We start from the raw sequence: 22,088 nt of genomic DNA, 5'->3' as shown, positions 1-22,088 counted from the left end.
CTTTCTCGCGTTATTAGGATCTCATGTCCATTTAAGACGCGGGAGCGTTATTGCCACTTGAGTGCCTTTCTTCTGATTGTTGTTGGCTGGGCTTGTTATATCAATACTACCATAATGTTCTTCGATAATATTGTACACTAATGATAGACCTAAACCTGTACCTTGGCCTGGGTCTTTTGTAGTGAAGAAGGGTTCAAAGATTCTTATTTTTGATTCATCTGAAATACCACTTCCTTCATCGGTTACTGTCAGCTTAACTGTCTCCGAAGTTTCTGTAGCATCTAACCAAATATGATCATTGTCATTTGATGCATCACTTGCGTTTTGTAACAAGTTTACAAACACTTGCTGCATCTGTTGTGGATCGCCAAGAATTCTTAAATTGTCTGGGATACGGTTAACATAATGTTGCTGTTTGCCATGGCTGTCGAGGGAGAGTAGATGGATAGCTTCTTCAGCACACTGTGCTAATGAAACAGGCAGCTGCTCTCTATCCGCTTCTGGACGACCCGCATGGGCAAAGCGTACAAGGGATTGGACTATTTTGCTGATGCGTTTGGTTTGATCAACAATATGATCCCCGGTTTCAAGAATGTAGGTATTGTCTGTTTCAAGTTTTAGGTTTTGCGCTAGGCAGGCGATGCCCGTGACAGGGTTACCAATTTCATGCGCTACGCCCGCTGCAAAACGGCCTATTGATGCAAGCCGTTCATTGTGTGCGAGTTTATCTTGTAAATTTTTGGTAGCGGTTTCATCTTCTAACAATATAACCATGCCGATATCGCGGCGTTCTTTCAGTATAGATTTGTGTAAGCTGAACCAGTGGGTGTGTTCATCAATGATTAGCTTTTGTCCTAGTTGATGATCGAGTGTGCCGTTGGCAAACTCTTCTAAGATGGCGCTCCAAGGGTTTTGGTTGCTGTGAAGTTTACTGCCAATGATTTCAGCACCGTCAATATGGGTGAAACGTTCCATTTCATGGTTCCAAAAAAGCACTTGTCCTTCTGTATCTAAGGTACATATACCCACAGGAAGCTTTTGTAAGGTAAGGCGGTGGTAACGTCTCATCTCATCGAGTTCAGCGGCCAGCCCAGTGAGCTGAACTTGATAGTTTTCCAATTGATTTTCAATTAAATGTACATTGCTTGCTTTAAAACCCATCGGATCTTTAGGGTGATCTAAAGGTTCAAGCAGGGCTGCTGCCTCAATCGGCCCTAACAGCCCTGAGAGGTTGTTTTCCAGCATGCTTCTTAAGTGAAGAAGGTCCACCGGGCGAATGTTATCGGGGTTAACATTCATTGTTTCTAACGCTTTTTGTACTTCTCGTTCAGCTGTTTTGCGCCCGAGCCTGGAGGAAAGCATATCAATGAAATCGCTGATTCTTGATGCACGTAAGTTATTAGGGTTTGTCTTTTGTAAGGCATTAATCAAACAGGCTTGTGCGGCTTGAGATTCCTCTGTGGACTGGGTCATAAATAATGAAACAACGGTCATAATTATTGCATTGAGCATGAGCGCTAAAATAGCAATGTGGTCCCAATTGTTATCGAGGCTAAACAGTTCAGTATGGGTCGAAGGTGCATTTAAGAGTGGAATAAGCATATTAAATACCCAAACACCGACACCTGCTGTGAGCCCTAAAATAACACCTAGGCGATGGGCTCGCTGCCAAAATAGCGTAACCAGTAAGCCGGGAAGAAACTGTAAGAAAGTTATAACCGATAAGATACTCATCTGATGCAGATTAAAATTGCTGCCTATCTGTCGATAGAATAAGTAACTACCTAATATCATCGCCATAATGAGCATTCGCCTAAGCCAAAGTAACCATGCGTAGAAGCGTGGAGTTTTTGGTTTAGGTATTAAGGGCAGAATGACATGATTTTGCAGCATTGAGGCCATAGATACGGTAGCAACAATCATGATGCCAGTCGCCGCCGATAATCCACCGATAAATGCAATTACCATTAGCCAAGTTGAGTCGAGCATAAGGCCAATGTTTAAAATAATAAACTGAGGGTCTCCCTCTACGCCTAGGGCTTCACCGGCCCATAAAATTGGGGGAACCGCGCAAGCTAATAAAAATAGAAAAAGAGGGATTCCCCAAGCTGCTTTGTAGATGGTTTCATCGGATGCGTTTTCAGTGAACAGCATATGAAAGGTATGGGGCATCACTATAGCGGCGGCGAAAAAAGCCAGAATTAGTGTGCGGAATGAATCGCTATTGATCGGTGCTTGTAGTGATTCTATCGATTTCGGATTATTTAGAATGAAGGCTTCAGTTCCGCTAATACCGCCTAATATTCCGAAAATGGCAAATCCCGCTATGACGAGTAAAGCAATCAGCTTAATCAGTGATTCAACTGCCATCGCGACCATTAGCCCATGGTGGCTGGTTCTAAGTGATGCGTGCCTTGCACCAAAAAGAATAGAGAACAACGCGATAATAAAGCAAAAGCCTAGGCCTATTTGATCAGCGTTGAACTGATCATTCAAAATATATAGGGCATCCGTAACCGCTTGGATTTGAATGGACAGCATTGGCAATATAGCGATTACTGACAATATCGCAGTGTAGCTGCCGACAGCGCCGCTACGGAATCTAAATGCAAATAGATCCGCGAGCGAACTTAGCTGGTAGGTTCGTGTAATACGCAGGATAGGAATGAGAAGGGCTGGGCCTAAAATAAAAGTGATTACAGCACCAAAATAGGTGCCCAAAAAGCTATAGCCTGACTCTTGAGCTAAGCTGAATGCCCCATAGAATGTTAATACACTGGCATACACCCCTATAGAGAGAACATGGGTGAGGGGATGAGTAACAATTTTCTTAGGTAGTAATCCGCGCTCGGTTAAATACGCTGTACCAAATAGGAATAACAGATAAGCAACACCGATTAATATTAAGGAGGATAAGCTAAACATTTGAACGTCTCCTCTCTATCAAAAAAGCGATAACTATTACGCCCGCCCATACAATATAAGGTAAGTACCAAGGTGCATTCATACTTTGCCAGCTACTTATGATGAGGGGCACAACGATATATAGCGTTGGAATCAGTAGAAGTAGAAGCCTATGAAAATACACGTATTAGGTTCTCACCTGTAATGGCTTAGCCATAGTTTTTTTAATGCTGCTTATCTTCCAATTGTTTATTCCCCAGCTGATGACTTCCTCTTTACTAGCGCTGAGCAACTCTTGAGGTGGCCTCTGGTCTAGAAATTTTAGTGCTTGGAAGAGCGTTGATACTGGGTTTTCAATATCGAGTGCAGGTGCGAAGGTTTGTTTGCTCAGTTTTTGTCCCTCGTTATTTGTTGCGACGGGGATATGTGCATAAGTTGGGGTTGGATGCTTCAATATATGCTGAAGATGTATCTGGCGTGCGGTTTCACTGAGTAAATCAGAGCCTCTGACAACATGGGTGATGCCTTGTAAATAATCATCTACGACAACAGCTAAAAGATATGCGTAGAGATTATCCCGTCGATAAACTACAAAATCCCCATAATCGTTCAGCCGATCATTTTGTTGCCCCTGGATCAGATCGGTGAAGGAAATTTGAGCATCTTTACTATTAATGCGGATGGCGCATTGAGCATCAGTGTTAGGAGGGCTAAGTAGGCAGTGTTGATCGTAAACGGTGTTACCGCATCGGCTGATAATCTCTTTGCGAGAGCAATTACAGCGATACGCATGTTTCTGTAACAGTAGTGCATCGAGAACATTTTGATAGTGTTGATGGCGATCGCTTTGCAAGCAAAGCTCATCGTCCCAGTATAAACCGTGAGCTTCTAGAATGTTGGGGAATGTTTCTTTAATCCCAGCTTGTTCTCGGGGGGGATCTAAGTTTTCGATCCGTAATAGCCACTTTCCATTATTTGCACGTGCGTCAAGAAAGCTTGCGAGTGCAGCCAAAAGAGAGCCAAAATGAAGAGGCCCGGTCGGGGATGGGGCAAAACGTCCGATATAGGTCACAAGGTGTGAACCCGTAAAAGCCAGCGGTTAAACTGGCTTTATATCGGATTAGCGGCCTAACTGTTTTTCTTTGATCTCGGCCAGCGTTTTGCAATCGATGCACATAGACGCAGTCGGGCGAGCTTCTAGACGGCGAATACCGATTTCGATTCCGCATGCGTCACAGTAACCGTAGTCATCTTCGTCGATTAACTCGAGAGATTCGTTGATCTTTTTAATCAACTTACGCTCGCGATCACGTGTGCGTAGTTCGAGGTTAAATTCCTCTTCTTGGCTCGCTCGATCACTCGGGTCCGCAAAATTAGATTGCTCTTCACGTAAATGGTGGATAGTGCTGTCCACCTCTTCCATAAGCTCTTGTTTCCAAGCGCCAAGGATTTTACGAAAATGATCCTTGTGATTTTCATTCATATACTCCTCGCCCTTCTTAAGAGGGTAAGGCTCGAAATGTGTGAATGTATCGCTCTTGTTTGGCATAAAGTGCTGCCTCACTCTTCTGCGTAAGCCATCTTAAGGATGACTTCACTTGCCTGTGTTATTAATGCAAAAACTGCATTTAGCATGAAAGGCAGGCAAATTACCAGATGCATTGCCGTTTCGCTAGCCCTAAATTTTATCAATAGACACCGAAAAGCATTTAATTAGGTTTAGCTTAAGCTGTAAGGGTTGTAAATAGTGAGCTAGGACGGGATTTGCATGATTGATTGAACTAATTAGGTATACTTTAGTTTTTATTGCTGAATCAGGAAATATAATAGTGTTTCGTCCCTCTCAACGTGTTGCTGAAATTGAAACCTTTAAAGTAATGGATCTTTTAAAAAGGGCTAAATTATTAGATTCAAATGGTTTTGATGTTGTTCACATGGAAGTGGGAGAGCCCGATTTTGGCACAGCACCTGCGATTGCTGCCGCAGCTAAGGATGCGATTGATAAGGGGCTGACACAATATACACCAGCGGCAGGTATTCCCCAGCTACGAGAAGCGATTAGCGGTTGGTATAAAACGAAATACAATTTAGACATTTCACCCGAGAGAATTATTGTTACCACCGGAGCATCCAGTGCTTTGTTAATGGTTTTCTCATTGCTTACTGATGCGGGTGAAAGTTTTATGATGGCGGATCCCGGCTATCCGTGTAATCGGCAGTTTTTACGTTTTTTAGAAGCTAAGTCTCAGTTTGTTTCTGTTGATGCAGAGCAAAACTTTCAGTTGAACGCTTCTCTTGTGCAGCAGCATTGGCAGCAGAATACGGCTGGGGTTTTATTGGCGTCACCTGCAAACCCTACCGGTGCTGTTGTTCATCGTGATGAGATGAGTGCTATTGCACAAGAGGTGCAGCAGCAAGATGGGGCCTTAGTTGTTGATGAACTCTATCATGGTTTGACCTACGCAAGTGATGATTACTCAGTTTTAGAGGTCGACCCTAATGCTTTTGTGGTGAATAGCTTCTCTAAATATTTTGGCATGACAGGCTGGCGATTAGGGTGGTTAGTTGCACCGCTTGATGCCGCTCATGAGTTAGAAAAGCTGGCCCAGAATTTAATGATTTCTCCGAATACAGTCTCTCAGTATGCTGCTTTGGCTGCATTTGAGCCTGCAACATTGGAAGAGCTTGAGGGGCGAAAACAGCAGTTTAAATTACGCCGTGATCTGCTGGTAAGTGGTTTACGCGATTTAGGCTTTTCAATTCCGGTTATGCCTGAAGGAGCGTTTTATGTATACGCCGGTGCGCAGCATGTGACGGATAATACGTTTGATTATTGTTGGTCATTATTGGAAGAAGATTATATAGCAACGACGCCAGGTTTAGATTTTGGGCAGCATCGTAGTAATGAGTTTATCCGCTTTTCATATACGACAGGCCTAGATCGTATTGAGTTGGCGGTAGAGCGACTACAAAAAAGGATTCAAGGTTAATGCAGATTAATGGCTTGATACAAGGGACGTTAATTAAACGTTACAAACGCTTCCTCGCAGATATAACGCTAGAAAGCGGTGAAGAGGTGACAGTTCACTGCCCGAATACAGGTTCAATGAAAAATTGCGCTGACCCGGGCAGTCGTGTTTGGGTACTAGATAGCCAAAATCCAAAAAGGAAATATCCATTAGGTTGGGAAATTGTTGAGGTTGAAGGTCGTTATATGGCCTGTGTTAACACCGGGCGGGCAAATAAATTAGTAAAAGAGGCAATAGAGAATGGTGTTGTTTCTTCTCTGCAAGGTTATGCCTCTCTCAGGCAGGAGGTGAAATACGGTGAAAATAGCCGTATTGATCTTTTGCTGGAAGATGAAAAAAAAGGACGAGCTTGGGTCGAAGTTAAAAATGTAACCTTACTGGAAGAAGATAATTGGGGTAGTTTTCCCGACGCTGTGACGGCCCGAGGTGCGAAACATCTGCGTGAATTAATGGCGATGGTTGAACAGGGTGATCGTGCAGTTATGCTATTTTGCGTGCCGCATACAGGTATTAAAAAGGTTCGCCCTGCTGATCATGTAGATCCAGAATATGGACGCTTGCTGCGGGAAGCTAAGCGTGTAGGCGTGGAAGTGATTGCCTATGGCGCTGATATTGATGAGCATCATGTTACGCTCGCACGCGAGCTTCCTGTAGAGCTATGAGTGCGTATGCATCACAGTTCAACTAGTATTTGCTCGCCTTCTTGAATAAAAGCGATCTTATTTAGTTTGTCGTCTACGCAGGGGCCTGCGATACATACACCGGTATCAATCTTAAACAGTGCACCATGCGTGGCGCATTGAATAAAGGTTTTTTCATAATCAAGAAATTGATCCGGCTGCCACTCTAGTGGAATGCTGCGATGGGGGCAGCTGTTTTCATAGATGTAAATATTTTCACGGTAATTACAGGCAACGATTTTTCTTCCGTCTATCTCAAAGCCTTTCGCGCTACCTTCTGGGATATCGCTGTATAAACATAGTTTGTGCATCAAAAAATCACTTCTTGCAATCGTAGTTGTTCTAAGAGGCGAGTAATCGCTTCATCATCGTCTGTCTCTACTGTGACCGTAATTGCCTGCTCTTCAACGGTTAAGGGCTGTTGATGGGCTTGTTGTTCTAACATCACGCTAACATCGGCATCCGATGCGTCGTTCCCCTCGGCAGCACGACGTTTGAGGCGGGCTTCGATGAGTTTTTGCTCGCATTGGCAGTTAATAATACGGATAGGTATATCTAGTTTTTCTGCTAGATCGATATAGCTTTGCCTTGTTCGTTGGCGAATGAATGTAGCGTCTACAATGACCGAATAGCCGTGATGTAACAAACCTGCGCTGGTATCAAATAAATGGTTGAAGGTGTGAGCATTCATTTGAGGACCGTAAAGGTCTAACTTTTCACCTTTAAGGCTAAGGTCTCTAAAAATGCGTTTACGTTCTACATCGGAACGAATTCTTATCGTGTCTGTTTGATCAACTAATTGCTGGCTTAAATGGCTTTTACCGCTGCCTGATATCCCATGCATAAGAAACAATGTAGGTTTGGGCTTACTTGCATAGTAATCTGTTAAGCGTAGATAGCGTCGCAATGTTGGAGTGTCAATGATGCCTCCAAGTACGGCTACCTTGGCGCGAACCATAGAGCGATAAGCCTTATAAAAATTCAGCAAAGGTAGGGCTTGATAATCACCACATATCTCTAAATAGCGGTTTAGGCAGCGGTTAGCCCAGCGAAACTCACCATTGGCCTCTAAGTCCATTAAAAGGAAAGCTATATCGCTGATTGTATCTATCCAGCGGAATTGAAGGTTGAACTCGATGCAATCAAACAGGCGGAGTTCATCTTTATAGAGTGTAATATTTGCTAAGTGGAGGTCTCCATGACACTCGCGGACATGCCCTTCAGCTTTTCGTTTCTGAATAAGAGGTGTTAGTTTGCGAAATTGCTGAGCAGTAAAGTGAGTAAGCTCTTGTACTTTATGCCAGTCATCCAGCTCGGATATTGTATCGGTGATGTGGCTGAAATTGTCAGATACAACGTCCCATATCGTATCAGCTTCGCCCCAAGGGCTATCCTGTGCAACAATAGGGATTCGATTATGGAATTCGGCGACTTGCTCCGCAAGTGTGTCTATCCAGTTTGCGTCAAAGCGCTTGTTGAGCAAAAGTAGGTCTAAGCGTTGTTCGGTGTTGAACTGACGCATCTGTACCGCATATTCAATAACCGTTTCTGAATTATCAATATTGAATATGGGCTGCTCTTCCGATCCACCTATGGGAATGACTTGTTGATAAATGTCAGGAGCGAGGCGCTGATTTAATCGTAATTCTTCTTCACAAAAGTGCTGGCGCTTGGCTAGCGTGGTAAAATCCAGAAAACCAAAATCAACCGGCTTTTTAATTTTATAGGCGTAATCGCCTGTTAAAATTAGCCAGGAAATGTGAGTTTCGATTAACTCGATCTTTTCAACCGGGTGTGGATAAAAGTCCGGTTCTTGTAAAGAATCTAACAGCGTCATATACGTTCAAATAAATTATAGAGTCTGGTTTGCGCCTTCTGCGCTTACCTTTAAGACGGGCATTATACTAGTCAATGGCAAAAAAGAGAGCACGAAAATCATCAAGGAAGGGGCGTATCTCCTCAAAGCCGCGTAGCTTCTTGAAAAAGATACTTATTCTATTTTTAAAACTGTCTCTTTTAGGGGGGGTGATCGGTGGAATTGGGCTTATTTATTTAGATATTCAGATCAAAAATAAATTTGAGGGCAAGCGCTGGGCGGTTCCTGCAAAAGTATATGCGCGGCCATTAGAGTTATATGCCGGTCAGGTTATTGAACGTGATGCCTTAAAACAGGAGCTAAAAGGGCTTGGTTATCGTTTTGTAAACAGAGCCGACCAGCCTGGGATGGTTGAATGGGCAACAAGCCGTGCGAGAGTTTATACCCGAGGCTTTAGCTTTCCTGATAGTGATGAGCCTGCAAAACGCCTTTTGTTAAATTTTAGAGGGAATCAGCTTGCGTCCATAAAAGATTCCAAGGGGCGTAGTGTATCACTCAGTCGATTAGAGCCTATTTTGATTGGAGGTATTTATCCGCAGGATAATGAAGACCGCGATTTGATTAGGCTTGAGCAGGCTCCTGATGCTCTGATCGCAGCGCTAATACAGATTGAAGATAGGGATTATTACGATCACTTCGGTATTTCCCTGAAGGGTATTGCGCGTGCCATGGTGGTGAACGTGAAGGCTAGGCGGTTTATACAGGGGGGGAGTACCTTAACTCAGCAGCTGATTAAAAATTTCTATCTAACCTCTGAGCGTACCTTGGCAAGAAAGCTAATGGAGATACCCATGGCGATCTTGCTGGATCTGCATTATGACAAAGATGAGATCCTCGAAGCCTACTTAAACGAGGTTTACTTAGGGCAGTCGGGCTCTCGGGCCGTACATGGCTTCGGATTAGCGAGTCAGTATTATTTTGCGCAGCCGATCAACGAATTGAAGTTGCATCAGGTAGCACTGCTGGCAGGTTTAGTTAAAGGGCCATCGTACTACGACCCTCGACGTCACCCTGAACGCGCGAAAAAACGCCGAGATTTGGTCTTGAAGGTACTGCAAGAGCAAGGTGTTATCAGTATGAAAGAACGTTTAGATGCTGAGAAACTAGGTTTGGGTGTAGTTCAACAACGAAGTCTTCATAAAGGGGCTTACCCCGCCTACCTGGATCTTGTTAAGCGTCAATTACGTACTGAGTATCCTGAGCATGTTTTAAGCTCAGAAGGCTTAAGGGTTTTCACAAGTCTTGACCCTACTGTTCAGGCTAATAGTTCGAATGCGTTGACTAAAACGATTACCAGTTTACAAAAACGTCATGGTAAGCCCGTTGGGGAGTTGCAAGGCGGAATGGTGGTGACTGATCCTCAAACTGGCGAAGTATTGGCGTTAGTGGGGGGCAGAAATGCCCGTTACCAAGGTTTTAACCGAGCATTAGATGCCCTGCGACCCATCGGCTCATTAGTGAAACCCGCTGTGTTTCTTAGTGGGCTTGAAGAGGGCTATACCCTTTCGTCTTTGTTAGATGATCAGCCTATAAGTGTACCGCTACCGAATGGAAAAAGTTGGGTGCCTAAGAACTTTGATCGTCAAAGTCACGGAAAGATTCCTTTCTATAAAGCTCTGGCTAAATCGTACAATCAAAGTACTGCTCAGTTAGGTATGGATATTGGTTTGGACCGAGTCATTGATATGCTTGAGCGCTTAGGTGTTCAGCGTGAGCCTAAACCTTACCCATCACTTCTATTGGGTGCAGAATCGATGAGCCCGTTCGAGATTGCCCGGGTTTATCAAACAATTGCTGCGAATGGCTTTAGAACACCGATGCGAGCGATTCGCCTAGTAACGGATTCAGAAGGGGAGGAGCTATCAAGATATCCTTTTGATGTGAAACAAGTGGTCTCTGCTGAAAATATGCACTTAATCCAATATGCTCTTCAAGCGGTTATGCGAGAAGGTACAGGACGATCAGTATACAGCCGTTTACCTGCATCGATGAATTTGGCAGGTAAAACAGGAACAAGTAATGATCAGCGTGATAGTTGGTTTGCTGGCTTCGCTGGTGATCGTATGGCTGTAGTTTGGTTAGGGCTGGATAATAATGGTAAATTGCCATTTACCGGTTCGGGCGGTGCGTTAAAAGCTTGGACTGATTTGATGGTTAAAGAAAGGCCTCAGTCGTTTATGGCAGTACAGCCTGAAGGTATTGAATATCATTGGGTGGAAGAGAGCACTGGTTTCTTATCGGCAGAACGCTGTGAAGGTGTAAGACAATTACCGTTCATAAAAGGTACAGCTCCACAGCAATATGCTGAGTGTGCTGAAAATCAGACAGAAGAATCTTTGGATTGGTTTAAAAAATGGTTCAGGTAACAACAAGATGTAAAACAGGGGTTTTAAGTCTAGTTATTTTAGGCTTGGTTGGGTGTGTTAATGGAACAGGAGGTTATCGCCCCCCAGTTGAGGATAGAACTGGAACGGGTGGTGTCACTCAATCTGTTGAGCCTGCTGCAACAGGTGTTGTTGTTAGACCAGCGGTCACGAGAGAGGCGCGTAAGGAGCAGTCAGTGGCTGTTCCCGTTCCGACGCTAATGACCTCAAGGCCACAGAGCCCTGCGGTTGTAGCATTGCTTGATAATGCGCAAAAGCAGAAAAAAAGTGGCGCGATGCAGGCGGCAGAAAGCAGCTTGGAAAGAGCACAGCGAATAGCGCCGAGGGATCCAGAAATTTATTACCAATGGGCTGATATCAGACGCCTTGAAGGCCAGTGGTCCCAAGCGGAACAGCTTGCTTTAAAAGGTACGAATATGGCCATAGGGGACGTAATTATGTTGCGTCGTCTATGGCTATTAATTGCTGATGTTAGATTAAGCTCTGGTAATCAGTCAGGCGCTCAGCAGGCTAAAAGTAAGGCTTATAGTTATTAGATAAGCGTTATTAGATTAATAGCTTCCAAACTGACGCCAACTCTGGCGTCAGCTACGTTTTTCTCTCAATGCTTTCTCAACGGCTTTTGTCGGGTTTGGTAACTTCTTTTTGTGCTTCGTATGCTAAAAAGTCCCGTTTTATAATTACGGGTTTTTAGGCAGTATTTTTGTTAAAAAAATCAGCGCTGCTGCTAAAGATAAAGCGGCATAATGGCTATTTTCTAGAGCCGGTATTATGCTTGTAGGGCTGAAAATAAGTAGGCTGGCAGCCAGGAATGTTGAGGCTAGAGTACCTAAAAGGATTGCCGTACTGTTTGCTTTTTTTATAAAGCTAATGAGTAATGCAAGAATAGAAAGTGTCGCCATTATTTGACTGTATTGTGCACCAAATTCGGCCCTTCTTGCGAGTTCGAATAGTGCAAATAGTACAAGCAGCCACCGCCCCCACGTAGGTTTTGACCAATCATGCTTCCATGCCATATCAACAAAAGCGCTGGCTAAAAGAGGGATCCCGGCATAAAAAGCAAGATTGTCGAGTATTCTCTTTAGAGTGATGAGGTCTGAGGTCTGCTGGTGGATGAGCAGTGTCCCTAGCGTGGAGCATGCGATAAATGTAGCCGACAGGCTAATAACCATGCTGGCTTTATGGACGTGTTTTTCGAATACTTGATAGCTGCGCCCTGCAAGTAACAAGGCGCAGACTAGCAAAATGGTATTGCTAGCGATAAATAGAATTGACATTATAGCGTTGCAAATACCTGATCAGCAGCGGCAAGTGTCGCTTCAATATCGTCTTGGGTGTGGGCTGCAGATACAAATCCCGCTTCAAAAGCAGAAGGAGCAAGGTAAATCCCTTGTTCCAGCATACCATGGAAGAATTTTGCGAATTTGTCTGCATCGCAAGCCATTGTTTCAGAGAAACTAGTAACTTGTTTTTGATCGGTAAAGAATAAGCCAAACATACCGCCTACTCGGCTGGTTGTAAAAGGTACACCATTGGCTATAGCGACAGCTTCAAGACCTTCCGTTAGAAGTTCTACTTTTGCACTGAGTTGCTCATAAAAGCCTGGTGCAGCAACTGCATTGAGCATTGCTAGACCAGCAGCCATTGCTAATGGGTTACCAGAAAGGGTTCCAGCCTGATAAACAGGACCAAGAGGCGCAATATGGGACATGATCTCTTTCTTGCCTCCAAAGGCACCTACAGGTAAACCGCCGCCAATGACTTTACCGAGTGTCGTTAGGTCGGGTTTTACGTTGTAGACAGCTTGAGCACCACCTAGCGCTACGCGAAATCCAGTCATAACCTCATCAAAGATGAGGACAGTGCCATATTCATCGCAAACCTCTCTTAAACCTTCAAGAAAGCCTGGTAGTGGAGGGATACAGTTCATGTTGCCTGCAACAGGTTCAACAATAATGCATGCGATTTGATCACCCGCTTCGGCAAATGCCTTGCGTACACTGTCTATATCATTATGTGTCAGTGTAATTGTGTGTTCAGCTAAAGAGGCTGGGACTCCAGGGGAGCTTGGTTCGCCCAATGTGAGCATGCCTGAACCCGCTTTGACTAATAGGGAGTCTGAATGTCCGTGGTAGCAACCTTCAAATTTTACGATTTTGTCACGGTTCGTATATCCGCGTGCTAAACGGATTGCGCTCATGGTCGCTTCTGTACCAGAGCTCACCATGCGAACCATTTCCATTGACGGCATGATTTCGCAAACTTTGTCTGCCATCTCTATTTCGATTTCAGTCGGTGCGCCAAATCCTAAACCGTTATCTAACGATGCTTTTACCGCATTAATTACGTCAGTATTAGCATGCCCCAAAATCATAGGGCCCCATGAGCCTACGTAGTCGATATATTTTTTATCATCTTCATCAAAAAGATAGGCGCCTGTCCCGCGCTTAAAGAAGATGGGTGTGCCTCCTACACCTTTAAATGCACGAACGGGTGAATTTACACCACCTGGGATATGAGCTTGTGCAGCTTGGAATAGATCTTCTGAACGGGACATGTTGTATCTCTCTAAAAATCAGTTGTTAAAATGCTGGCAAAAGGATTGGGCCGTCGCTTTTATGTCGTTCTGAGCATATAGGGCATGTATTACGGCAATCATATCTGCACCAGCAGTGATAATCTGGTTTGCATTATCCATGCTAATGCCTCCAATCGCTACTATTGGAAGGCTAAGTTTTTGTTTAGCATCATGGAGTAAGTGCAAAGGGGCGGGTTTTGCATTGGGTTTTGTTTTAGATGGGAAAAAAGCGCCAAATGCTAAATAGTCTGCACCTTGCTGCTCCGCTTGAATGGCTAGCTCAATAGAATCATGGCAAGTGACACCGATGATGGCTTCGTTACCTAGCTTACGGCGAGCTTCGTCAACGGCGCCATCACTTTGACCTAAGTGAACACCGGCAGCTTCGACAGCGACTGCGAGCTCGATATCATCGTTTATGAGCATGGGTACAGAATATTCTTGGCAAAGCGTTTGAAGTGCTTGAGCCTGAGCCCTGCGCTTATTTTTATCTTCTGATTTATCTCGGTATTGTATGATTGTTGCACCACCCTGCAGGCTGAGCTCTACTTGAGCTAGTAGCTGTTCAAGGGAGGGCATTAGTACGGCGTCGGTTATGCCATATAAACCGCAAAGATTAGAGTTCATATCTAGTTTCAGTTTGTTGTTTGTTAATTATTGACGATAAAAAGATTCGATTTGATCTTGTGTGATTAGGCCAAGAACCTCATCGCTATCATCCATTACGCACAGTGCTTTGACGTCTTTTTCGGTCATTGTATCCAGCGCTTGCTGAAGTGTGGCCTTTTTATTTATTTTTGTACTATCAAGTCGCAAAGCAGGCATCGCCATTGTATTAATCAGATCATGTGGTGACGTTGCTTGTCGCGTTGCAATCTTAAGATCTCCGGGGGATAGCAGGGTTTGTTTGTTATCTTCCCCAATTAATATCCAGCTAGGGTCATGCTCTAACGCTTTTATTGCACCTTGAAGAGATATTTGGGTATCACAATGTATAAAGTCGGTTTTCATAATGCTGCTCACCGCTGATCCATTAAGAACCTGAGTGAGTGGTTGGTAGCGATAGTCTAGGCCTTGTTGATGCATGCTCATGACGAAGATGGACGGCATATTGAAAACGTATCTAGCAATCAGATTAGATATAACGATGGAGATCATGGCTGGAAATATAATATTTGGATTTCCGGTTAGTTCAAGTATTGCGACTAATGCTGCCATAGGGGCATTACATACAGCTCCCATCATGCTACCCATGCCTAACAAGGCATAGAATCCAGGATTGGCCACATTTTGATCAACCGCTCCGGCACCAAGAATGCCTAACAGTCCGCCTGCAATTGCCCCAATGAAAAATGTGGGGCCAATAAGTCCTGCTGGTAGGCCTAATCCAAGAACAATGGGCGTTAAAAGACATTTGGCTATAAGAATACCCAAAAGAAGGCCTATGCCAATTTCACCCTGCAGTGAAGCGGTAACGGTATCGTAACCTATCCCCATAACTTGCGGATAAAAGAGGGCTACGCTGCCTGTTAGTACCCCTGCAATCATCAGCTTGGATTTATAGTTAAGTACTGAGTGGTTTGACCATTCCATGGTTTTTTTCATCACAATAATAAATATAACTGCGAGCAATCCTATTATGCCTCCAAGAAAAGCGACGTAAGGGATTTCGTGGAGAGATTCTATGTGCATTGTTGGAACGGTGAGTACAGCATCACTACCGAAGATGAATTGCACAACCAAAGCGCCAGTGGCCGCGGCAACCATAACAGGCATGAAGCCGATAACTGTGTACTCGAGCAGGACTACTTCCATCGCAAACACGACCCCAGCTAAAGGGGTGTTAAAGGTTGCTGCAATACCCGCAGCGCAGCCGCAGCCGGCTAAAATTCGAAGTGTATTATTAGGTAGGTTGAGCTTGAGCCCTAATTGGCTTCCGCATGCTGCTCCCATATGAACGGCGGGACCTTCCTTTCCGACAGAGTGACCAAAAAGTAAGGCGATGCTAGCGACTACAAACTGAAGTAAAGCATTCGTAAGAGGTAGATTGCTTTGGTGGTAGGCCATTCTTTCCAGAAGGTGGGTGACCCCGACTTTTCTGCTAAGGGGCGTTACTCTGGATAAAACGGCAATCAGTAATAGGCTGCCCATAATCGGCAAGAAAAAATGCAACCAAGGAGGGAGCCCCTCAAAATTCTCACTGCTTTGGCCTGGAAGTACATTTTGTAGGGGCACCTCAAGGAGCAGGCGAAATGAGCCTAGTACTACTCCGCATATAAGACCGCACAAAATACCTAAAATAATCATTTGAGGCAGCGCTTCATTATGCGCTAGGCGGTGGCGGAAGTGCGCCATGGAAAATGCGTGTCGAAACATAGTATTGAATTACTTAATTAATAGTCATTGGTTTGCATACTTTGTAGTATTATACGTTACCAGTTTTTCAACTCTTATGAGAGGTCTCTGTGATTAAGGTAGGTATTGTAGGTGGCACCGGGTATACAGGCGTGGAATTATTACGTTTGTTGGCAAATCACCCAGAAGCAAAAGTGGAAGTGATTACATCTCGCTCAGAAGAGGGTGTGAGTGTAGCTGATATGTATCCTAACTTGCGAGGCCATCACGACCTTAAGTTTTCAGTGCCTGATGTGAAAACATTAAGCCAGTGTGATGTGGTTTTCTTTGCTACTCCTCATGGTGTTGCGATGAAGATGGCAGCCGAACTGATTGATAATGGTGTAAGAGTTATTGATCTTGGCGCTGATTTCCGTATTAAAGATCTTGATGTATGGTCTGAATGGTACGGTATGGAGCATACCTCGCCTGAGATGGCTGAGTTAGCTGTTTACGGTTTGCCTGAAATGAACCGTGAACAAATTAAAGATGCAAAGTTGATCGCGTGCCCAGGTTGTTACCCAACAGCTACCCAATTGGCTTATCTTCCATTACTTGAGAATAAGTTGATTGATCATCGCCGTTTGATCGCCGATTGTAAATCAGGCGTCAGTGGTGCAGGGAGAGGCGCTAAGGTTGGTATGTTAATGTGCGAAGCAAGCGAAAGTATGATGGCTTATGGTGTTCATGGGCATCGTCACCTTCCTGAAATCAAACAAGGTTTAGCTATTGCAGCTGAGCGCCCTGTTCATTTGACATTTGTACCTCATCTGACGCCAATGATTCGCGGTATTCATTCAACTTGCTACGGTATCTTAAAAGATCCTGTGGATCATGATTTACAGACTCTTTTTGAAGAGCGTTATGCGAATGAGCCATTTGTTGATGTTATGCCAGCGGGTTCTCATCCGCAGACGCGTAGCGTGAAAGGTGGAAATATGTGCCGCATTAGTATTCACCGTCCGCAGAATGATGACACTGTTGTGGTCTTATCTGTGATTGATAATTTAGTTAAAGGTGCTGCAGGGCAGGCAATTCAGAATATGAATATCATGTTTGGGGTCGAAGAGGGCGCTGGACTAAATATTGTTGGCTTGATGCCTTAATACTTGACTAATTTGCTTGGTTAAGGCGATAATTGTTGCCTGCCAATGTGAGTAAAGTTCCCATGATAGAAACAGTAGATCCAAACTTAGAGTCGTCGATGATATTTACAGAATCGGCTGCTGCGAAAGTCAGAACTCTTATCGAAGAAGAAGAAAATGAAAGCCTCAAACTTCGTGTATTTATTACAGGTGGTGGTTGTGCAGGTTTTTCATATGGTTTTACATTTGATGAGAGTGCTGCGGATGATGACACTGTTGTAGAGCGAGATGGCGTTACAATGGTTGTTGATCCGATGAGTTATCAGTACTTGGCGGGTTCTGAAGTCGATTTTAAAGAGGGCTTACAAGGTTCTCAATTTGTGATTAATAACCCAAATGCGACAACTACTTGCGGCTGCGGTTCATCCTTCTCCATCTGATTGCCTTGGAATAGGCTCTGTTTTAGATTCAGAGTCTATTCATCCGCTTTTTGCTCTGCTAATAAGTTATCATTGTTGAACTTGTGGAGGGCGATATGCGAACTTTTTTAATTAGTTTAGTTTTCTTTCTTTTTTCTAGTGTTGCTTCAGCGGCTCCGCTGCAGTCTCCAGTACCTTTATCTCCAGAGCATGAAGAACCTCGATATTTAGCTCTGATAAAGAATAACTCTCCTAGCGAAGTGGAAATGCTTTTTCATCGAGCGAGTATGCTGGCGGAAAGGGTGGATAATTTAAACGCATACGAGCCCATTGTGTTTGTATTGCATGGGGAGGAGGCGCATGCTTTTCGTCATCGTAATATGGAACAGCATAAGGCGTTACTGGATTTGGCAGAAAGGTTAGAAAAAAATAATGTTATTGATGTTCGTATTTGTGAAACATGGATGCGAGCGAATGATGTTGATCGTTCAGAGTTACCTGAATTTGTTGATACTGTGCCCTTAGGTCCATTGGAAGAGGTGCGGTTACGTAAAGACGGGTATATTTACTTTTAAACGCATACTGTCGATTGAATAGATGTTTTAAGCTTGATAGATAGCGCCAAGAATTCTTTCTCCGTCAGCCCCAGTTACATCTGTATTATTGCCAGTCTTACCCTCTAAGCAACGTTTTGCTAACCATGCAAAGGCAGCAGCTTCCATCCAGTCAGCGTTAATGCCTACTTTATCCGTAGTGGAAACATCATTGTAAGGTAATAGCTGTTTCAGGCGCTGCATCAGTGCGTTATTCCTACTTCCGCCGCCGCATACTAGTAACTCAAATGATTCACTGGCCACGTGGCTTTGTATGGCACTAACTATGGATGCTGCAGTTAATTCGAGTAGAGTCGCTTGTGTGTCTTCAGGCGATAGATTAAAGCCTTCCAGCTGGTGTGTTAACCAGTCCAAATGAAATTGCTCGCGACCAGTGCTTTTAGGTGGAGCTTCATGGAAATAGGGAAGCGATAGCAGTTTTTCTAGGAGCTTAATGTCGCAGTTTCCACTTTGCGCCCATTTACCGTTATGGTCATAGCTAAGCGCTTTATGTTTATGAATCCACGCATCCATTAATACATTGCCTGGTCCAGTATCGAAACCGACCGTAATCTTACTATTATCGGCGGGGAGGTAGGTGATATTTGCCATTCCGCCAATGTTGAGGAGTATGCGATCTTTGGCTGGATTATGCAGTACTGCTTTATGGAAAGCGGGCACTAATGGAGCTCCTTGTCCGCTAGCCGCCATATCGCGACGTCTAAAATCAGCGACCGTGGTGATTCCTGTATGTTCCGCAATAATATTTGCATCACCAATTTGCAGAGTAAAACCGAACTCAGGTCTGTGCCGAATGGTCTGTCCATGGCTGCCAATAGCTTGAATCTGAGTTTTGGATAATTTTGTTTGAGAAATGAGAGTATTGACGGCTTTGGCAAAAAGTTTACCTAACTCTATGTCAACCTTACCCATCAGGTCTATCTCATCTGGATTGGGTTGCGTGAGTTGGAGTATCTCTTTTTTTAATGTGTCAGGGATTGTTTCTGAATGTGTGGCCACAATCGAAAGGTATTGGCTGAAATCGATGGCTGCAACATCGATTCCATCCAGACTTGTGCCCGACATGAGACCAATATAAATATCAGAGGTGCTCATGCCTACTTAAGAGTGCTCAAAGAGGCAACCGTAGTCGCTTGATATGTTTCTAGTTGAGCCAATAGTGCGCTTGCAGTCGACTTGAATGTTGAGTGTTCCGCTTTAGCTATAGGCAGAGCTTTAGGTAACTTAACCGTAAGTGGGTTTTTATGAACACCATTTACACGAAATTCATAATGCAGATGAGGCCCGCTTGCTAAACCCGTTTTGCCGACGAAACCGACAACTTGCCCCTGTTGTACGCGTGAACCTACTTTTTGTCCGCGTTTAAAGTTGCTCATATGGGCATAAAGAGTGGTGATGTTGCTGCCATGTTGGATGATTACGACATTACCAAAACCACCTTTTCTACCGCGGTAGATTATCTTGCCGTCACCTGCAGATTTGATCGGAGTGCCAGTGCGTGCAGCGTAATCAACCCCTCTATGTGCTCGAATGGTATTGAGTACAGGATGCTTTCTGCTGAGGCTGAACCGGGAGCTGATGCGCGCAAAACCAACTGGTGAGCGGAGAAAGGCTTTTCTCATGCTGTAGCCTTCTGGAGTGAAATAGTTACTATCCCCTTCAGAGTCGGTATAACGTAAAGCTGTATGTTTGGTGCCGCGATTTATAAATTGTGCCGCGATAATGGGGCCTTCACCAATATACTTGCCGTCTAAATACTTCTCTTCATAAATGAGATTGAAGCTGTCGCCTCTTCTGATATCAAGAGCGAAATCGACATCCCAGCCAAAAATGCTGGCAAGCTCCATAATTTTCTTGTTTGATAATCCAGCTTCTTCTCCCGCTAGGAAAAGAGAGTCTTGAATGGTTCCTGCAGTAAACTTTTGCTTTATATCAGGCTTGCGCTCGACAGTATCAACGATAAACCCTTCAGCAGTTTTAGAAATCAATGTTTGCTGAAGTTTAGATTGAATATGGCGAAGTTTAATAAGTTGGTCGTTTTCAATGATAAAAGAAAGCGTTTGACCAGGGTAAAGCCGGCTAAGAGAGTGAGCAGCCTCAGTAGAGGTTGTGACATTGTATACATCGCGGGCAGTGAGTCCGGCTTTTTTGAACATTGAAGTTAAGTTATCACCAGAACCTACTATATAGTCAGTCCAATTTTCTTCAATTTGCCTGATGACTACAGGCGTTTCAGCTGTAGCGTCTTTAGCATCAAACGATGGAGAGGAGGTTTTCTCAATTAAAGGCGTGGAAGAAACTGATTCGACGACCAAAGGAGGTTGTGTCGATGAAATTTCCCCTCTAGTTGCTTCCACCTGTTCTGAAGGTAGGAGTAATAGAGTCAGGCCGAGTATAGACACGCAGGCACTAACAGCGAGCAAGTGCACAGTAGGCAATTGTTTTTGTAATTGCTTGAAACGATATAGCACCCTAGTCCCCTTCTAAACAGGTTGCTGATCAAATAATCGAAGTATTATGCCATTCTCATTACAAAATGTCGGCCTTTATGGCTGAAACTTAAGCAGGGCTTAATGAAAATGAATAAATATTCGCCAGTTACTATTTGTTTACGCGCGTTGTATCGCTAAAATAGGCGTCGTTTTTATAAATGCCATCATACAAGGTTAGACATACACAATGAGTGAAACACTGTTACAAGATCTAAAAGCGCGCGGACTGGTTGCGCAGATGACCAGTGAAGAAGAACTGGAGAAGCATCTAACGGATGGTAGTGTGACACTTTATTGTGGCTTCGACCCAACAGCTGACAGCCTACATATTGGTAGCTTGGTGCCGTTACTGACATTAAAACGTTTCCAAGAGTATGGTCATAAACCGTTAGCGCTAGTAGGTGGCGCAACAGGTTTAATTGGTGACCCAAGTTTTAAAGCGCAAGAACGAAAGCTTAATGATGATGAAACGGTTGCAAACTGGGTCGGTAAAATAAGAGCGCAGGTAAGTGCGTTCATTGATTTTGATTCCGGTTCAAACAGTGCTGAAGTGGTTAATAACCTTGATTGGACGAAAGATATTAATGTTCTTACGTTCTTGAGAGATATAGGTAAGCATTTTTCTGTTAATCAGATGATAGGTAAAGAGTCTGTTAAGCAGCGTCTTGATCGTGAAGGTGAAGGTATCTCTTATACAGAGTTTACTTACATGATTCTTCAGTCATACGACTTTCAGCAATTGAATAAATCACATGGTTGTTCGCTACAGATTGGTGGCTCAGATCAGTGGGGCAATATCACGGGCGGTACTGAACTGACTCGTAGAATGAATGGCAATCAGGTATTCGGGCTTACGTTACCTTTGATAACGAAATCTGATGGTACTAAATTCGGAAAAACTGAATCTGGAACTATCTGGCTTGATTCAACTAAGACGTCGCCTTATGCCTTCTACCAGTTCTGGTTACAAACTGCTGATGCCGATGTATATCGTTTCTTGCGTTACTTCACATTTTTGCCTGTTGCGGATATTGAAAAAATTGAGGCAGAAGATGCGGAGCGTCAGGGTCGTCCAGATGCACAAAGGGTTCTAGCTGAGGAGGTGACTCGTTTAGTGCATGGAGAAGAAGGTTTACTTGCTGCTAAACGGATTACTGAAGCGTTGTTCTCTGGGGATACCTCTTCCTTAAGTGAGCAGGATTATGCTCAGTTAGCTCAGGATGGTCTACCGTCGTCTACGCTAGATGTTGCAGCTGTGTCAGATCAGCCAGTAACAACGCTACTTGCTGATGCTGGGATGGCGCCTTCAGGTAAGCAGGTAAAGGATGCGTTGCAGCGTAATGCTGTTGTAGTAAATGGTAATGCGCATGGTATGGACGATATTATGAATGCGGCAGGAATGTTTGCAGCAGAAAAGGCGCTATTCGGTAAGTACTTTTTGGTCAAGCTGGGTAAAAAGAAGCATCACCTCTTTGAGTTAGCTTAATTATCTCTTTATAGAGCTTTCTATATAGAGACTATTATTTATAGCCAGTAAACAAAGCGCTGCTTATTAACTTAAGCGGCGCTTTTTTGTATCTGCTGTACAAGAATTAAGCGTTGCTGATGTTTTATTAACCGCTTCTAGCAGGTG

Annotated in this window: 19 protein-coding genes; 8 read left to right on the top strand and 11 right to left on the bottom strand. The window is 44.0% G+C overall.

What is annotated here, in order from left to right; genetic code table 11:
- Window positions 1-21 precede the first annotated feature (21 nt).
- From B4K11_RS17300 to dksA, 3 genes are all read right to left on the bottom strand, one after another.
- Complete coding sequence (locus B4K11_RS17300; protein ID WP_292955550.1) at window positions 22-2,925, bottom strand: sensor histidine kinase; 2,904 nt, start codon at window positions 2,923-2,925, stop codon at window positions 22-24.
- Between the two features lie 166 nt (window positions 2,926-3,091).
- Window positions 3,092-3,976: a tRNA glutamyl-Q(34) synthetase GluQRS gene (gene gluQRS, locus B4K11_RS17295; protein ID WP_292955553.1), complete on the bottom strand. Its 885-nt coding sequence runs from the start codon at window positions 3,974-3,976 to the stop codon at window positions 3,092-3,094.
- A 48-nt stretch (window positions 3,977-4,024) separates the two neighbouring features.
- Window positions 4,025-4,453, bottom strand: coding sequence for an RNA polymerase-binding protein DksA (dksA, locus tag B4K11_RS17290; protein ID WP_292955556.1), 429 nt, complete (start codon window positions 4,451-4,453; stop codon window positions 4,025-4,027).
- Between the two features lie 280 nt (window positions 4,454-4,733).
- On the opposite strand from dksA, the gene B4K11_RS17285 reads away from it, so the two are divergent.
- On the top strand, window positions 4,734-5,894 hold the full coding sequence (locus B4K11_RS17285) for a pyridoxal phosphate-dependent aminotransferase (protein ID WP_292955559.1): 1,161 nt from the start codon (window positions 4,734-4,736) through the stop codon (window positions 5,892-5,894).
- A complete protein-coding gene (gene sfsA / locus B4K11_RS17280; RefSeq protein ID WP_292955562.1) occupies window positions 5,894-6,595 on the top strand; it encodes a DNA/RNA nuclease SfsA in 702 nt (233 codons plus the stop codon). Before B4K11_RS17285 ends, sfsA begins: the two co-directional genes overlap by 1 nt.
- 11 nt (window positions 6,596-6,606) lie before the next feature.
- Here sfsA and B4K11_RS17275 read toward each other — a convergent pair whose 3' ends face one another.
- Window positions 6,607-6,924, bottom strand: coding sequence for a Rieske (2Fe-2S) protein (locus B4K11_RS17275; RefSeq protein WP_292955565.1), 318 nt, complete (start codon window positions 6,922-6,924; stop codon window positions 6,607-6,609).
- Window positions 6,924-8,450 (bottom strand): AAA family ATPase, encoded by a 1,527-nt coding sequence (locus B4K11_RS17270; protein ID WP_292955568.1) that lies wholly within the window; start codon window positions 8,448-8,450, stop codon window positions 6,924-6,926. The genes B4K11_RS17275 and B4K11_RS17270 overlap by 1 nt, the downstream gene beginning before the upstream one ends.
- Before the next feature lie 140 nt (window positions 8,451-8,590).
- Here B4K11_RS17270 and mrcB point away from each other — a divergent pair, with 140 nt between their 5' ends.
- Window positions 8,591-10,855, top strand: coding sequence for a penicillin-binding protein 1B (gene mrcB / locus B4K11_RS17265; protein ID WP_349680100.1), 2,265 nt, complete (start codon window positions 8,591-8,593; stop codon window positions 10,853-10,855).
- Complete coding sequence (locus B4K11_RS17260) at window positions 10,843-11,409, top strand: hypothetical protein (RefSeq protein WP_292955574.1); 567 nt, start codon at window positions 10,843-10,845, stop codon at window positions 11,407-11,409. Before mrcB ends, B4K11_RS17260 begins: the two co-directional genes overlap by 13 nt.
- A gap of 144 nt (window positions 11,410-11,553) precedes the next feature.
- Here B4K11_RS17260 and B4K11_RS17255 read toward each other — a convergent pair whose 3' ends face one another.
- Genes B4K11_RS17255 through B4K11_RS17240 form a run of 4 tightly spaced genes read right to left on the bottom strand, consistent with a single transcriptional unit; the run spans window position 11,554 to window position 15,827 of the window.
- Window positions 11,554-12,150 (bottom strand): hypothetical protein, encoded by a 597-nt coding sequence (locus tag B4K11_RS17255; RefSeq protein WP_292955577.1) that lies wholly within the window; start codon window positions 12,148-12,150, stop codon window positions 11,554-11,556.
- A complete protein-coding gene (hemL, locus tag B4K11_RS17250) occupies window positions 12,150-13,430 on the bottom strand; it encodes a glutamate-1-semialdehyde 2,1-aminomutase (RefSeq protein ID WP_292955580.1) in 1,281 nt (426 codons plus the stop codon). Before hemL ends, B4K11_RS17255 begins: the two co-directional genes overlap by 1 nt.
- A gap of 18 nt (window positions 13,431-13,448) precedes the next feature.
- A complete protein-coding gene (thiE, locus tag B4K11_RS17245; RefSeq protein WP_292955583.1) occupies window positions 13,449-14,078 on the bottom strand; it encodes a thiamine phosphate synthase in 630 nt (209 codons plus the stop codon).
- Between the two features lie 27 nt (window positions 14,079-14,105).
- Window positions 14,106-15,827, bottom strand: coding sequence for a chloride channel protein (locus tag B4K11_RS17240; RefSeq protein ID WP_292955586.1), 1,722 nt, complete (start codon window positions 15,825-15,827; stop codon window positions 14,106-14,108).
- 89 nt (window positions 15,828-15,916) lie between these two features.
- On the opposite strand from B4K11_RS17240, the gene argC reads away from it, so the two are divergent.
- From argC to B4K11_RS17225, 3 genes are all read left to right on the top strand, one after another.
- Window positions 15,917-16,951 (top strand): N-acetyl-gamma-glutamyl-phosphate reductase, encoded by a 1,035-nt coding sequence (gene argC / locus B4K11_RS17235; RefSeq protein WP_292955589.1) that lies wholly within the window; start codon window positions 15,917-15,919, stop codon window positions 16,949-16,951.
- A 62-nt stretch (window positions 16,952-17,013) separates the two neighbouring features.
- Window positions 17,014-17,370, top strand: a complete 357-nt coding sequence (erpA, locus tag B4K11_RS17230) for an iron-sulfur cluster insertion protein ErpA (RefSeq protein WP_292955592.1) — start codon at window positions 17,014-17,016, stop codon at window positions 17,368-17,370.
- Window positions 17,371-17,465: 95 nt separating this feature from the next.
- Complete coding sequence (locus B4K11_RS17225; protein ID WP_292955595.1) at window positions 17,466-17,924, top strand: hypothetical protein; 459 nt, start codon at window positions 17,466-17,468, stop codon at window positions 17,922-17,924.
- Window positions 17,925-17,951: 27 nt separating this feature from the next.
- Here the strand turns inward: B4K11_RS17225 and B4K11_RS17220 are convergent, their stop codons facing one another.
- The gene (locus B4K11_RS17220; protein WP_292955598.1) at window positions 17,952-19,058 is read right to left on the bottom strand and encodes an anhydro-N-acetylmuramic acid kinase; all 1,107 of its coding nucleotides are present in this window, start codon (window positions 19,056-19,058) and stop codon (window positions 17,952-17,954) included.
- Between the two features lie 2 nt (window positions 19,059-19,060).
- Entirely contained in the window at window positions 19,061-20,434 is a 1,374-nt protein-coding gene (locus tag B4K11_RS17215) for an OapA family protein (protein ID WP_292955601.1), read from the bottom strand.
- A 208-nt stretch (window positions 20,435-20,642) separates the two neighbouring features.
- Here B4K11_RS17215 and tyrS point away from each other — a divergent pair, with 208 nt between their 5' ends.
- The gene (gene tyrS / locus B4K11_RS17210) at window positions 20,643-21,941 is read left to right on the top strand and encodes a tyrosine--tRNA ligase (protein WP_292955604.1); all 1,299 of its coding nucleotides are present in this window, start codon (window positions 20,643-20,645) and stop codon (window positions 21,939-21,941) included.
- Window positions 21,942-22,088 lie beyond the last annotated feature (147 nt).

Origin of the sequence: Neptuniibacter sp. UBA6509 (assembly GCA_002435145.1) — a bacterium.
Taxonomy (GTDB): Bacteria; Pseudomonadota; Gammaproteobacteria; order Pseudomonadales; family Balneatricaceae; genus Neptuniibacter.
Note: the sequence above shows the minus strand (reverse complement) of the source record. Positions and strands in the feature narration are given on the sequence as shown.

What these genes read in the sequence shown, in the direction of transcription:
- tyrS (WP_292955604.1), top strand. Translation starts at nt 20,643, where the DNA reads ATGAGTGAAACACTGTTACAAGATCTAAAAGCGCGCGGACTGGTTGCG.
- B4K11_RS17270 (WP_292955568.1), bottom strand. Translation starts at nt 8,450, where the DNA reads ATGACGCTGTTAGATTCTTTACAAGAACCGGACTTTTATCCACACCCG.
- sfsA (WP_292955562.1), top strand. Translation starts at nt 5,894, where the DNA reads ATGCAGATTAATGGCTTGATACAAGGGACGTTAATTAAACGTTACAAA.
- B4K11_RS17220 (WP_292955598.1), bottom strand. Translation starts at nt 19,058, where the DNA reads ATGAGCACCTCTGATATTTATATTGGTCTCATGTCGGGCACAAGTCTG.
- dksA (WP_292955556.1), bottom strand. Translation starts at nt 4,453, where the DNA reads ATGCCAAACAAGAGCGATACATTCACACATTTCGAGCCTTACCCTCTT.
- B4K11_RS17240 (WP_292955586.1), bottom strand. Translation starts at nt 15,827, where the DNA reads ATGTTTCGACACGCATTTTCCATGGCGCACTTCCGCCACCGCCTAGCG.
- B4K11_RS17255 (WP_292955577.1), bottom strand. Translation starts at nt 12,150, where the DNA reads ATGTCAATTCTATTTATCGCTAGCAATACCATTTTGCTAGTCTGCGCC.
- B4K11_RS17275 (WP_292955565.1), bottom strand. Translation starts at nt 6,924, where the DNA reads ATGCACAAACTATGTTTATACAGCGATATCCCAGAAGGTAGCGCGAAA.
- erpA (WP_292955592.1), top strand. Translation starts at nt 17,014, where the DNA reads ATGATAGAAACAGTAGATCCAAACTTAGAGTCGTCGATGATATTTACA.
- B4K11_RS17260 (WP_292955574.1), top strand. Translation starts at nt 10,843, where the DNA reads ATGGTTCAGGTAACAACAAGATGTAAAACAGGGGTTTTAAGTCTAGTT.
- hemL (WP_292955580.1), bottom strand. Translation starts at nt 13,430, where the DNA reads ATGTCCCGTTCAGAAGATCTATTCCAAGCTGCACAAGCTCATATCCCA.
- B4K11_RS17300 (WP_292955550.1), bottom strand. Translation starts at nt 2,925, where the DNA reads ATGTTTAGCTTATCCTCCTTAATATTAATCGGTGTTGCTTATCTGTTA.
- B4K11_RS17225 (WP_292955595.1), top strand. Translation starts at nt 17,466, where the DNA reads ATGCGAACTTTTTTAATTAGTTTAGTTTTCTTTCTTTTTTCTAGTGTT.
- thiE (WP_292955583.1), bottom strand. Translation starts at nt 14,078, where the DNA reads ATGAACTCTAATCTTTGCGGTTTATATGGCATAACCGACGCCGTACTA.